General features: G+C 71.6%; 16 protein-coding genes. All 16 read left to right on the top strand.

All coding sequences use genetic code 11. The features are described 5' to 3' along the window. Window positions 1-158 precede the first annotated feature (158 nt). On the top strand, window positions 159-581 hold the full coding sequence (gene rpsP / locus ACIP5K_RS28705) for a 30S ribosomal protein S16 (protein ID WP_401414122.1): 423 nt from the start codon (window positions 159-161) through the stop codon (window positions 579-581). 2 nt (window positions 582-583) lie between these two features. Continuing rightward, window positions 584-823, top strand: coding sequence for an RNA-binding protein (locus ACIP5K_RS28700; protein ID WP_005311361.1), 240 nt, complete (start codon window positions 584-586; stop codon window positions 821-823). Window positions 824-902: 79 nt separating this feature from the next. Next, window positions 903-1,463 (top strand): ribosome maturation factor RimM, encoded by a 561-nt coding sequence (gene rimM / locus ACIP5K_RS28695; protein ID WP_401414120.1) that lies wholly within the window; start codon window positions 903-905, stop codon window positions 1,461-1,463. Next, window positions 1,460-2,281: a tRNA (guanosine(37)-N1)-methyltransferase TrmD gene (trmD, locus tag ACIP5K_RS28690; protein ID WP_401414119.1), complete on the top strand. Its 822-nt coding sequence runs from the start codon at window positions 1,460-1,462 to the stop codon at window positions 2,279-2,281. The genes rimM and trmD overlap by 4 nt, the downstream gene beginning before the upstream one ends. Before the next feature lie 132 nt (window positions 2,282-2,413). Continuing rightward, the gene (rplS, locus tag ACIP5K_RS28685; RefSeq protein WP_037886451.1) at window positions 2,414-2,764 is read left to right on the top strand and encodes a 50S ribosomal protein L19; all 351 of its coding nucleotides are present in this window, start codon (window positions 2,414-2,416) and stop codon (window positions 2,762-2,764) included. Between the two features lie 45 nt (window positions 2,765-2,809). Then, window positions 2,810-3,541, top strand: coding sequence for a signal peptidase I (lepB, locus tag ACIP5K_RS28680; protein WP_401414117.1), 732 nt, complete (start codon window positions 2,810-2,812; stop codon window positions 3,539-3,541). Further along, complete coding sequence (lepB, locus tag ACIP5K_RS28675; protein ID WP_401414115.1) at window positions 3,534-4,646, top strand: signal peptidase I; 1,113 nt, start codon at window positions 3,534-3,536, stop codon at window positions 4,644-4,646. The genes lepB (ACIP5K_RS28680) and lepB (ACIP5K_RS28675) overlap by 8 nt, the downstream gene beginning before the upstream one ends. Continuing rightward, window positions 4,534-5,496, top strand: coding sequence for a signal peptidase I (gene lepB, locus ACIP5K_RS28670; RefSeq protein ID WP_401414113.1), 963 nt, complete (start codon window positions 4,534-4,536; stop codon window positions 5,494-5,496). The genes lepB (ACIP5K_RS28675) and lepB (ACIP5K_RS28670) overlap by 113 nt, the downstream gene beginning before the upstream one ends. Window positions 5,497-5,588: 92 nt before the next feature. After that, a complete protein-coding gene (gene lepB / locus ACIP5K_RS28665; protein ID WP_401414111.1) occupies window positions 5,589-6,326 on the top strand; it encodes a signal peptidase I in 738 nt (245 codons plus the stop codon). Continuing rightward, window positions 6,319-6,837 carry an NUDIX hydrolase gene (locus ACIP5K_RS28660; protein ID WP_401414109.1) on the top strand — a complete coding sequence of 173 codons (519 nt, stop codon included), beginning with the start codon at window positions 6,319-6,321 and terminating at the stop codon, window positions 6,835-6,837. The genes lepB (ACIP5K_RS28665) and ACIP5K_RS28660 overlap by 8 nt, the downstream gene beginning before the upstream one ends. 55 nt (window positions 6,838-6,892) lie before the next feature. After that, a complete protein-coding gene (locus ACIP5K_RS28655; protein ID WP_008737534.1) occupies window positions 6,893-7,201 on the top strand; it encodes a DUF2469 domain-containing protein in 309 nt (102 codons plus the stop codon). A 117-nt stretch (window positions 7,202-7,318) separates the two neighbouring features. Continuing rightward, window positions 7,319-7,726, top strand: a complete 408-nt coding sequence (locus tag ACIP5K_RS28650; protein WP_401414108.1) for a YraN family protein — start codon at window positions 7,319-7,321, stop codon at window positions 7,724-7,726. Continuing rightward, complete coding sequence (locus ACIP5K_RS28645; protein WP_401414106.1) at window positions 7,726-9,345, top strand: YifB family Mg chelatase-like AAA ATPase; 1,620 nt, start codon at window positions 7,726-7,728, stop codon at window positions 9,343-9,345. The genes ACIP5K_RS28650 and ACIP5K_RS28645 overlap by 1 nt, the downstream gene beginning before the upstream one ends. After that, complete coding sequence (gene dprA, locus ACIP5K_RS28640) at window positions 9,342-10,520, top strand: DNA-processing protein DprA (RefSeq protein ID WP_401414104.1); 1,179 nt, start codon at window positions 9,342-9,344, stop codon at window positions 10,518-10,520. Before ACIP5K_RS28645 ends, dprA begins: the two co-directional genes overlap by 4 nt. A gap of 365 nt (window positions 10,521-10,885) precedes the next feature. Continuing rightward, window positions 10,886-11,725, top strand: a complete 840-nt coding sequence (gene whiG, locus ACIP5K_RS28635; protein ID WP_401414102.1) for an RNA polymerase sigma factor WhiG — start codon at window positions 10,886-10,888, stop codon at window positions 11,723-11,725. 153 nt (window positions 11,726-11,878) lie between these two features. Then, window positions 11,879-12,436, top strand: coding sequence for a TetR/AcrR family transcriptional regulator (locus ACIP5K_RS28630; protein ID WP_401414210.1), 558 nt, complete (start codon window positions 11,879-11,881; stop codon window positions 12,434-12,436). The last annotated feature ends 106 nt before the right edge of the window (window positions 12,437-12,542 follow it).

Raw genomic sequence — 12,542 nt, 5'->3', positions numbered from 1 at the left:
GCCCTCTCGGCATATGGCACAATGGCTAGCTGTACTCGACAGTCGCACAGGACCCCTCTCTCCTCCGGCTGACGCGTCCATCGGGCACTCGGGTACCGCAACCCCACGCGGCAATCTCGCCGTGCCCACCCACGTCAAGACCAGGAGACACCACTTCCGTGGCAGTCAAGATCAAGCTGAAGCGTCTGGGCAAGATCCGTTCGCCTCACTACCGCATCGTCGTCGCCGACTCCCGTACCCGCCGTGACGGCCGGGCCATCGAGGAGATCGGCCTGTACCACCCGGTGCAGAACCCGTCGCGCATCGAGGTCGACTCGGAGCGCGCGCAGTACTGGCTGGGTGTCGGCGCGCAGCCGACCGAGCCCGTCATGGCCATCCTGAAGCTCACCGGTGACTGGCAGAAGCACAAGGGTCTGCCCGCCCCGGAGCCGCTGAAGGTCGCCGAGCCCAAGCAGGCCCGCCCCTCCTTCGAGGCGCTTGCCACGGCCGACGAGCCCAAGGGTGAGGCCATCACCCAGAAGAAGAAGGCTGAGAAGAAGGACGAGGCCGCTGAGGCTGCGTCCGAGTCGACCGAGGCCTGAGCATGCTCGAGGAGGCTCTTGAGCACCTCGTGAAGGGCATCGTCGACAACCCCGACGACGTGCAGGTCGCCTCGCGCAACCTGCGCCGCGGGCGCGTGCTGGAGGTCCGGGTCCACCCCGACGACCTCGGCAAGGTGATCGGCCGCAACGGCCGCACCGCGCGCGCTCTGCGTACCGTCGTGGGCGCCATCGGCGGTCGTGGCATCCGCGTCGACCTCGTCGACGTGGACCAGGTCCGCTGACAAGTTGAACACCGGCTCGGGCCGGGGAGGGCTTACGGGCCGTCCCCGGCCCTAGTCGTATGACAGGAGAGTTTCCGACGTGCAGTTGGTAGTCGGGCGCATCGGCCGCGCCCACGGCATCAAGGGTGAAGTCACCGTCGAGGTCCGCACCGACGAGCCTGAGCTGCGGCTCGGCCCCGGTGCGGTGCTCGCCACCGACCCCGCCTCCACCGGGCCGCTGACCATCGAGTCCGGCCGGGTCCACTCCGGCCGGCTGATGCTGCGCTTCGCGGGCGTACGGGACCGGACCGGCGCCGAGGCGCTGCGCAACACGCTCCTGATCGCCGAGGTCGACCCGGAGGAGCTGCCGGAGGACGAGGACGAGTACTACGACCACCAGCTCATGGACCTCGACGTCGTCACGACCGACGGCACCGAGGTCGGCCGGATCACCGAGATCTCGCACCTGCCCTCGCAGGACCTGTTCATCGTGGAGCGGCCCGACGGCAGCGAGGTCATGATCCCGTTCGTCGAGGAGATCGTCACCGAGATCGACCTGGAGGAGCAGAAGGCGGTCATCGACCCGCCCCCCGGGCTGATCGACGACCGCGCCGAGATCGTGTCGTCCCGGGAGGACTCCGCGGAGGAAGGCTCCGCATGAGGCTCGACGTCGTCACGATCTTCCCCGAGTACCTGGAACCGCTGAACGTCTCCCTCGTCGGCAAGGCCCGCGCGCGTGGACAGCTCGACGTCCACGCGCACGACCTGCGGCAGTGGACGCACGACCGCCACAACACGGTCGACGACACCCCCTACGGCGGCGGCCCCGGCATGGTCATGAAGACCGAGCCGTGGGGCGACTGCCTCGACGACGTGCTCGCCGACGGGTACGAGAACGGGGCCCACGGGCCCGTCCTGGTCGTTCCCACGCCCTCCGGGCGCCCCTTCACCCAGGAACTCGCGGTCGAGCTCTCCGAGCGCCCCTGGCTGGTCTTCACGCCCGCGCGCTACGAGGGCATCGACCGCCGCGTCATCGACGAGTACGCGACCCGCGTGCCGGTCTACGAGGTCTCCATCGGCGACTACGTCCTCGCGGGCGGGGAGGCCGCCGTACTCGTGATCACGGAAGCCGTGGCCCGCCTGCTGCCCGGCGTCCTCGGCAACGCGGCCTCGCACCAGGACGACTCCTTCGCGCCGGGCGCCATGGCGAACCTCCTCGAAGGGCCCGTCTACACCAAGCCCCCCGAGTGGCGCGGCCGGGACATCCCGGACGTGCTGCTCAGCGGCCACCACGGCAGGATCGCCCGCTGGCGGCGGGACGAGGCGCTGCGCCGCACCACGCGCAACCGCCCCGACCTCGTCGAGCGCACCGACCCCGGGGCCTTCGACAAGAAGGACCGCGAAATGCTCTCGATCCTGGGCTGGGGCCCGGGCCCCGACGGGCGATTTGGGCCAACGCCCGAGGCCGTGGAAGAATAGGCCGCTGCTGTACGTCCGGCCTGCGCCCCTGCCACAGGGGGAACGACGCAGGGCCCGACGCGATCAGCTACCGAATCTCATCGCATACCTCCCGCCGATGACCTGTGGCATCGGCGAAGAAAGCAGACGATCATGTCTCACCTGCTCGACTCCGTCGACTCCGCGTCGCTGCGCAGCGACATCCCGGCCTTCCGCCCGGGTGACACCGTCAACGTCCACGTCCGCGTCATCGAGGGCAACCGCTCGCGTGTGCAGCAGTTCAAGGGCGTAGTCATCCGCCGCCAGGGTGCCGGTGTCCGCGAGACCTTCACGGTCCGCAAGGTCTCCTTCTCCGTCGGCGTCGAGCGCACCTTCCCGGTGCACACGCCGATCGTCGAGAAGATCGAGCTCGTCACCAAGGGCGACGTCCGTCGCGCCAAGCTGTACTACCTCCGTGAGCTGCGCGGCAAGGCCGCGAAGATCAAGGAGAAGCGCGAGAACTGATCTCGCGTCCGGGCTCGTCGCGTCGCCGGATAGCATCTGGCCCCGATGGACACCGAAGCACAGCATGGGGAGCGCGACCGCTCCTCCCGGCCCGGGAAAGACCTTCCCGAGGGCGAGGAGGACCGGTCGCGCTCCTCTTTGCGTTCTCCCCGCGCCCTGTCCCGGGGCATCGACGCGGCCGCCGCCTGGCTGCCCGGTGGGCGGGTGACGCTCGCGCTGCTCAGCTGCCTGGCGTTCCTGCTCGCCTTCAGCATCCTGGTGATGCAGCCGTTCCAGATCCCCAGCGGCTCCATGGAGAGCACGTTGAGGGTCGGGGACCGCGTCCTCGTCAACAAGTTGGCGTACCGTTTCGGTGCCGAACCGGAGCGGGGCGACGTGGTCGTCTTCGACGGCGACGGATACTTCGGTGAGGCCGACTACATCAAGCGGGTCGTGGGTGTGGGGGGAGACCACGTGGTCTGCTGCGACAGCAGGGGGAGGGTCGAGGTGAACGGGCGGTCCGTCGACGAGCGCTCCCTGCTGCACGCCGGGGACGCGCCCTCCGAGGTGGCCTTCGACATCCGGGTTCCCGACGGCACCCTGTTCCTGCTCGGTGACCACCGCGGCGACTCCCGCGACTCCCGCGAACTCCTGGGCGCGCCCGGCGGCGGCTTCCTCCCCCTCGACCACGTGATCGGCAAGGCCGAGTGGGTCGCCTGGCCCACCGGGCACTGGCGATCACTGTCCCGGCCCGACGTCTACGCGCGCGTGCCCGCACCCGACGCCGCCCATGGGTAGGCGGGGCCGGGCGCCGGGCGGTGACGGCGACGAACGGCTGCCGACGGGGAGCCGGCGCACCAGCGGGCCCGCGCGCCCCGGCCGGGCGGAGCGGCGCAGGCTCGCGCGCAAGGTGAAGCGCAGGCGCAGGCGCTCGGCCCTGCGGGAGATACCGCTCCTCGTCGGCGTGGCCCTGCTGATAGCCCTGGTCCTCAAGACGTTCCTCGTCCAGGCCTTCGTGATCCCGTCGGGCTCCATGGAGCAGACGATCAAGATCGGCGACCGGGTCGTGGTGGACAAGCTCACCCCCTGGTTCGGCGCCGAGGTGCACCGCGGCGACGTCGTCGTCTTCAAGGACCCCGGCAACTGGCTGACGGCGGAGACGGGCCAGAAGACGGATCCGCCGGTCGGCGTCAAGCAGGTCAAGGAGGGGCTGACCTGGATCGGACTGCTGCCCTCCGACAACGACCGCGATCTGATCAAGCGGGTCGTCGGTGTCGGCGGCGACACCGTGAAGTGCTGTGACAAGCAGGGCCGCGTCACCGTGAACGGCACCCCGCTGAACGAGACTTCGTACATCCACCCCGGCAACACCCCCTCCAAGTTCGATTTTTCGGTGAAGGTTCCCGAGGGCCGGCTGTTCGTCATGGGGGACCACCGCGCCAACTCGGCGGACTCCCGCTACCACCTCACCGACGCGCACCACGGCACGGTCTCCGAGGACTCGGTGGTCGGACGGGCCCGGGCGATCGTGTGGCCGATCGGCAGCTGGAGCACCCTGGGCGAGCCCGGCACGTTCGCGGCCGTCGCCGACGCGCAAGGTGACGGATCGACCGCCGCGTCCGGCGCGTCGCATAAGGTGGCCACCACGAACAGCGCCGTCATGAGTTCGAACGCATCGGATTCGGACGGAATGATCCCCCTCCCGACCCCTGCGGAACTCCCGCTCGTTATGGGAGTGGTGGGCCTGCATCGCGTAGGGATCAGGCAGCGGCACGGAGTGAGGAGTGGATGTGGGGGACTTGGCGGTCGGCGCACGGTCAGGGCAGGGGCCCGAAGAGCAGCCCGGGCGATCCGACGACGCGGCGAACCCGGCCGTGACGGACCAGGGGCCCGCAGCCGGTGACGGCGGACCGGGGGACGGCGGAGGCGGTGACGACACCGGCAGGCAGCAGAAGAAGCCCCGCTCCTTCTGGAAGGAGTTGCCGCTGCTCATCGGCATCGCGCTCGTTCTCGCCCTGCTGATCAAGACGTTCCTGGTCCAGGCGTTCTCGATCCCGTCGGCGTCGATGGAGAACACGCTGAAGATCGGCGACCGGGTGCTCGTCGACAAGCTCACGCCCTGGTTCGGCTCGAAGCCGGAGCGCGGCGATGTCATCGTCTTCCACGACCCGGCGGACTGGCTGAAGGGCGAGCCGACCGCGGATCCGAACGCGATCCAGCAGGTCCTCAGCTGGGTCGGCCTGATGCCGTCGGCCGATGAGAAGGACCTCATCAAGCGCGTCATCGGCGTCGGGGGCGACACCGTCGAGTGCTCGGGCACGGGCCCGCTCAAGGTGAACGGCAAGGCGCTCGACGAGCCGTACGTGTACGCGGGCAACACCCCGTGCAGCGCGGACAACGCGGGCGGAACGTTCAAGGTGAAGGTACCCGCGGGCAAAGTTTGGGTCATGGGTGACCACCGCCAGGACTCCATGGACTCCCGCTACCACCAGAACGACAAGAACGACGGCTTCGTCCCGGTCGACAACGTCGTGGGCCGCGCGATCGTCGTCGCCTGGCCGCCCACGCACTGGTCCACGCTGCCGGTGCCGGACACCTTCGACCAGTCCGGTATCAACACGGCGGCGAGCGTGGCCCCGGGCGCGGTCGGTCTCGCGGGCGCGGTGCCGCTGGTCATCTGGCGCAGGCGCCGCCTCACCCAGGGTCTTACCGACGGGAACACCAAGGTTTCTGCGACTGGTACCGACAGGTAGGGTGCCGTCCCAGATCGCCGATCTTCCGTGGTCCGTGCCCGTGCGGGGCCGGCCCGCGAGATCGATTTCTCCGACGCGGGGGAGCAACTGGGATGAGCAGGACACGTCGTACGGGCGAGGGCCACGGCAAGGCCGGCAGCGTGCTGTCGGGCATAGCCGTGGCCCTCGGCTGTGTGCTGTTCCTCGGCGGATTCGTGTGGGGTGCCTTCGTGTACCAGCCGTACACGGTGCCCACCGACTCGATGACGCCGACGATCGGCGCGGGCGACCGGGTCCTCGCGCAGCGCATCGACGGCAGCGTGGTCAAGCGGGGCGACGTCGTCGTCTTCCAGGAGGCGACCTGGGGCGACCTGCCGATGGTGAAGCGCGTCGTCGGCATCGGCGGCGACAGGATCGCCTGCTGCACCGACGGTCAGCTGACCGTCAACGGCAAGAAGATCGACGAATCGTATCTGCCGGCCGGCAAGAACGCCTCGCTCTCCGGCATCAAGTCCACGACGGTGCCGCGGGGCCGTCTTTTCCTCCTCGGTGACGAGCGCAGCGGTTCCCTGGACTCCAGCGTCCATCTCGGCGACTCGGAGAAGGGGTCGGTGGAGCGCGGCGCCGTGCAGGCCCGGGTGGACGCCGTGGCCTGGCCCCTGAACGGCATGCTGGCCAAGCCCACCGGCTTCGAGGACCTGCCCGGCGGGATCTCGCACCCCGGGCCCCTGAAGTGGATGGTGTACGCGGTGGTGGGCGGGGCGGTGCTGGTGCTCGGCGGGGCCGCCTACGGCCCGATCGCGAAGCGCTCGCGCCGTTCGCGGACCCGGACGGAACCGGTCCGTGCCTGAGCCGGGGAGCGGACCCCGCAAGGTGTCCCGGGTCGTGCTGCTCGATCCGCAGGACCGCGTCCTGCTGCTGCACGGGCACGAGCCGGGCGATCCCTCCGACGACTGGTGGTTCACCCCGGGCGGCGGCCTGGAGGGCGACGAGACGCGACGGCAGGCGGCCCTGCGGGAACTCGCCGAGGAGACCGGCCTGACGGACGTCGAGCTGGGCCCGGTGCTGTGGGAGCGCATCTGCTCCTTCCCGTTCGACGGGCGGCGCTGGGAGCAGGACGAGTGGTACTTCCTGGCCCGCACCCGGGGCCCGGCGGCCTCGGAGGCCGGAGCGCGGCTGAATGAGACGGGCCTGACCGACCTGGAACGGCGCAGCGTCGTCGGAGCGCGCTGGTGGACGTACCGGGAACTGGCCGAGGCGCATGAGACGGTGTATCCGACCAGACTCGCCGAGCTGCTGAACCGGCTGTTCGACGAAGGTCCCCCGCGCCGGCCGCTGGTCCTCGACACGGAAATCGTCTAGAGGCCCCGGAGACTGGCGCACAATAGGGGGACGCACGGCTGAAGGGGAACATGCCATGAGCGCCGAGGACCTCGAGAAGTACGAGACCGAGATGGAGCTGAAGCTCTACCGGGAGTACCGCGACGTCGTCGGTCTGTTCAAATACGTGATTGAGACCGAGCGGCGTTTTTACCTCACCAACGACTATGAGATGCAGGTGCACTCGGTCCAGGGTGAGGTGTTCTTCGAGGTGTCGATGGCGGATGCCTGGGTGTGGGACATGTACCGGCCGGCCAGGTTCGTGAAGCAGGTCCGCGTCCTCACGTTCAAGGACGTGAACATCGAAGAGCTGAACAAGACCGACTTGGAGCTCCCGGGGAGCTGAGCCTGATGTGTCGGCACCGGGGGTGCCCTGCGTGCTGCCACACCGGCGGGTGACGGAGTTGTCCACAACCGGCCGGTAGTTCACCAAGATCCACTTCCTTCTCGGCGCCGCGCCACCGTGGGCGTCGGAGGTGGTGCCGACGTGAACGCACAGCGCGCACTGGGAAAGTACGGCGAGGACCTGGCCGCGAGGCGGCTGGCCGAGGCCGGGATGACGGTGCTCGCCCGCAATTGGCGGGCGGGCCGGTCGGGCGAGATCGACATCGTGGCGCGGGACGGCGACGCGATCGTCGTCTGCGAGGTCAAGACCCGCAGGGCCGTGGGCGGCGCGGGCCGGGGCCGGGCCTTCGAGGACCCGATGGCCTCCATCACGCCGGTCAAGGCGCGACGGCTGCGGGATCTCGCCGAGCGATGGGTGCAGGAACACGGCGGAGCGCCACCCGGCGGGGTGCGCATCGACCTCGTCGGCGTCCTGCTGCCGGAGCGCGGCGCACCCCGCGTCGAGCACGCGCGGGGGGTGTCCTGATGGGATTCGCACGCACATGTTCCGTGGCCCTGGTCGGAGTCGAGGGCGTCGTCGTCGAGGTGCAGGCCGACCTGGAGCCGGGGGTCGCCGCGTTCACCCTCGTCGGACTGCCCGACAAGAGCCTGGTGGAGAGCCGGGACCGGGTCAGGGCCGCCGTGGTCAATTCGGGCGCGGACTGGCCGCAGAAGAAGCTCACCGTGGGGCTCAGCCCGGCGTCCGTGCCGAAGGGCGGCTCGGGATTCGATCTCGCCGTCGCCTGCGCGATCCTCGGCGCCGCCGAGCGGATCGACCCGCGGATCCTCGCCGACATCGTGATGATCGGGGAGCTGGGGCTCGACGGCCGGGTCCGGCCGGTGCGCGGGGTGCTCCCGGCCGTGCTCGCCGCGGCCGCCGCGGGGTACGAGCAGGTGGTGGTGCCCGAGGCGACGGCGGGCGAGGCCGCCCTCGTCCCGGGCGTCTCCGTCCTCGGCGTGCGCAGTCTGCGCCAGCTCATCGCCGTCCTGGCCGACGAGCCGGTGCCGGAGGAGGAGCCGGAGACGCACGGCCGGCCCGACGCGATGCTCGCGGGACTGAGCATGCCCGGCAGCGGGGCGGGAACCGGCATCGGCGGCTCACAGTACGACGGACAGGGCCTCGACCTCGCCGACGTCGTCGGCCAGCTCTCGGCCCGCACCGCGATCGAGGTCGCCGCCGCGGGCGGCCACCACGTGATGCTGTCGGGGCCGCCGGGCGCGGGCAAGACCATGCTCGCCGAGCGGCTGCCCGCGATCCTGCCCCCGCTCACCCGCGAGGAGTCGCTGGAGGTCACGGCGATCCACTCGGTGGCGGGCATGCTGCCGCCGGGCAGGTCGATGATCGACGTCGCGCCGTACTGCGCCCCCCACCACTCGGCGACCATGCAGTCGCTCGTCGGCGGCGGGCCGGGGGTGGCGCGGCCGGGAGCGGTCTCGTTGTCCCATCGCGGCGTGCTCTTCCTGGACGAGGCGCCGGAGTTCAGCGGGCGGGCGCTCGACGCCCTGCGCCAGCCGCTGGAGGCCGGGCACGTGGTCATCGCCCGGAGCGCGGGAGTGGTGCGGCTGCCCGCCCGCTTCCTGATGGCGCTCGCCGCGAACCCCTGCCCCTGCGGGCAGTTCCGGGTCCACGGCGGCGAGTGCGACTGCCCGCCCGCCGCGGTCCGGCGCTATCAGGCCCGGCTCTCCGGACCGCTGCTCGACCGGGTCGACCTGCGGGTCGAGGTGGACCCCGTCACGCGCAACGAACTGGCCGGGTACGGGCCGCGCGGCGACTCCACCCGCCTCGTCGCCGACCGGGTGCGCCAGGCCAGGGAGCGGGCGGCGGCGCGGTACGCGGAGACCCCGTGGCGGACCAACAGCGAGGTGCCCGGGCACGCGCTGCGCACCCGCTGGCCGGCGGCCCCCGGCGCCCTGGACGAGGCCGAGCTGGACCTGGAGCGCGGATTCCTGACCGCGCGCGGGCTGGACCGGGTGCTGCGGGTGGCCTGGACCGTGGCCGACCTCGCCGGCCGCGACCGGCCCTGCGCCCAGGACGTGGCGCTCGCCCTGCACCTGCGGACCGGCATCTCGCGCGGGGTGCCGATGACGATCGGGTCCGGCGCATGACCGGGCACGGCGCCCCGGACCAGGTGCGGCGCGCGCGGGCCCGGCTGTCCCGGATCGTCGAGCCGGGGTGGGAGCCGGCCGGGCGCTGGCTGCGGGAGTTCGGGGCCGTGGAGACGGTGCGGCGCATCGACGAGGCCGACGAAGGGGCGGCTGTGCCGGCGCTGCCCGGGGTGCGCGAGGCGCGCTGGGCGGGGCTGGTGGCGCGGGCCCGGGAGGCACCTGCGGCGGACCTCGACCTGGCGCGGGCCGAGCGGCTCGGGGCGCGCTTCGTGTGCCCGGGGGACCCCGAGTGGCCCGGGCAGCTGGACGACCTGGGGGACGCGCGCCCCCTCGGGCTGTGGGTGCGGGGCGGACCCTCCCTGCGGATGTGGGCGCTGCGCTCGGTGGCCGTCGTGGGGGCGCGGGCCTGCACGGACTACGGGGTCCGGATGAGCGCGAGCCTGGGCGCCGGGCTCGCCGAGCGCGGCTGGGTGGTGGTCTCGGGCGGCGCGTACGGGATCGACGCCGCCGCCCATCGCGGGGCGCTCGGCGCCACCGGGGCCACGGTGGCCGTCCTGGCCTGCGGCATCGACCGCACCTATCCGCGCGGCCACGAGCAGTTGATCGGCCGGGTCGCGGAACAGGGACTCTTGGTGGGGGAGTTGCCCCCGGGGGCCCACCCCACGCCGGGCCGCTTCATCCTGCGGAACCGGGTGATCGCCGCGCTCACCCGGGGCACGGTCGTCGTCGAGGCGGCCTATCGCAGCGGGGCGCTCGGCACGGCCCGCTGGGCGCTGCGCCTGGGGCGGCACGCGATGGGCGTGCCGGGCCCCGCGACCAGCGCGGTCTCCGCCGGGGTCCACGAACTGTTGCGCAAGGAGGCGGTGCTGGTGACGGACGCGGAGGAAGTGGTCGAGCTGGTCGGCGAGATGGGGGAGCTCGCACCCGAGCGGCGCGGACCGGTGGTGCCGCGCGATCTGCTGGCCCCGGCCACCGCGCGGGTGCTCGCGGCGCTGCCGGCCCGCGGGACACGGACCCCCGCGGAGATCGCCCGGGAGGCCGGCGCGACCGACGACGACACGACCGGTCGGTTGTACGAACTGCGCTCGTTGGGGTTCGTCGAACGACACGGCGAGGGCTGGAAGTTGACACGCCAGGCGATCCGGTCGGTCTCCGGGGACGGAGGGGGCGGCTGAGTCACGGTGTTGCGCCGTCCGGATGACCCCTCGATGACCTTGGCAATTCCGGCAGTTGACGCTCCGGCCCGCTCGCGACCGGCTCCGGAACCGTCTGCGCGAGTCCCCCAAGGGAACGTATCTGCGCGCGTACGATCCCCTGCCCCTCGCACACTGCGACGCCACAGTCACGCTACGCTCACCAGGATTCGGGTTCGTCACCTCAATCCTCACTAGACGGGCAAGACTCCATCTTCACCAGCAAAAAGATCCCAGCGGCCCCCACGACCCAGACCACCGGACGCACTCAGGCCCAGGCCCCGGCCGCGACCCGGGGCACCCTCTCCGACTCACTCGGCAAGCAGCAGAACGGCACAAGGCGGCGCATGCCACAGCACACCTCCGGATCCGACCGGGCGGCGGCTCCCCCCGCAGCCCGCGGCTCCAGCGTGCGGCCTCCGGCCCCCTCCTCGCTGGAGGAACTGTGGAGGTCGTACAAGAGCACGGGCGACGAGCGGCTGCGGGAGCAGTTGATCCTGCACTACTCGCCGCTGGTGAAATACGTCGCCGGCCGGGTGAGCGTCGGGCTGCCGCCCAATGTCGAGCAGGCCGACTTCGTGTCGTCCGGGGTGTTCGGGCTGATCGACGCGATCGAGAAGTTCGACATCGAGCGGGAGATCAAGTTCGAGACGTACGCGATCACCCGGATCCGCGGCGCCATGATCGACGAACTGCGGGCCCTGGACTGGATCCCTCGCTCCGTGCGGCAGAAGGCGCGCAATGTGGAGCGGGCCTACGCCACGCTGGAGGCCAAGCTCCGGCGCTCCCCCTCGGAGAGCGAGGTCGCCGAGGAGATGGGGGTGGCGCTGGAGGAACTGCACGCGGTTTTCAGCCAGTTGTCCCTGGCGAACGTCGTGGCGCTCGAGGAGCTGCTGCACGTCGGGGGCGAGGGCGGGGACCGGCTCAGCCTCATGGACACCCTGGAGGACCAGGCCGCCGACAACCCGGTGGAGGTCGCCGAGGACCGTGAGCTGCGACGCTTCCTGGCGCGGGCGATCAATACGCTGCCCGACCGGGAGAAGACCGTCGTCACGCTCTACTACTACGAGGGACTGACGCTCGCCGAGATCGGCAACGTGCTGGGCGTGACGGAGAGCCGGGTCAGTCAGATCCATACGAAGTCGGTGTTGCAGCTGCGGGCGAAGCTGGCGAGTTTCGGGCGCTGACGGCGCTCGGTGGCGGGCGGTGGCGAATCGTCCCTGCCGTGTTCTGGGGCGGCCCGTCCACGGGCCGGTGCCGGGCGGCCGGGCCCGCCGAGGCTCCCGCTGCGCGCGGTGTGTCCGTACAGTGGATGTGTGCCAAGGATTCGAGCGGCCTCTGTGGCCGAGCACCGGTCGATGCAGCGCGCGGCCCTTCTGGATGCCGCGCGTTCCCTGCTGTCCGAGGGGGGGACGGACGCGCTGACGTTCCCCGCGCTCGCGGAGCGGACGGGGCTCGCGCGGTCGTCCGTGTACGAGTACTTCAAGTCCCGCGCGGGTGTGGTCGAGGAGCTGTGCGCCGTCGACTTCCCGGTGTGGGCCGCCGAGGTCGAGGCCGGAATGGCGCGGGCCGCGACGCCGCAGGGCAAGGTCGAGGCGTATGTGCGGGAGCAGCTGGCGCTGGTCGGGGACCGGCGGCACCGGGCCGTCGTCGCCATTTCCGCCAGCGAGCTGGACGCGGGCGCGCGGGAGAAGATCCGAGCCGCGCACGGCGGGCTCGTCGCGATGATCGTCGAGGCGCTCGGGGAGATGGGCCACGGCCAGCCGCGGCTGGCCGCGATGCTGGTGCAGGGTGTCGTGGACGCGGCGGTGCGACGGATCGAACTCGGCGCCGCCGAGGAGCCGGGTGCGATCGTGGACGCCGCCGTGAGCATGGTGCTGCGCGGCGTCGAGGGCTGACGCGGCGGAGCGGTGGCGGTGGCGGGACCGACCTCCCAGACCGGGAGCAGGCGGGCCGGGGCGCGGCGCAGGAGCGCGGGATCCAGCAGTGACAGCGGGTCCAGGT

Origin of the sequence: Streptomyces sp. NPDC088785, from assembly GCF_044750685.1 — a bacterium.
GTDB lineage: Bacteria > Actinomycetota > Actinomycetes > Streptomycetales > Streptomycetaceae > Streptomyces.
This window is presented reverse-complemented; position numbering and strand designations above follow the sequence as displayed.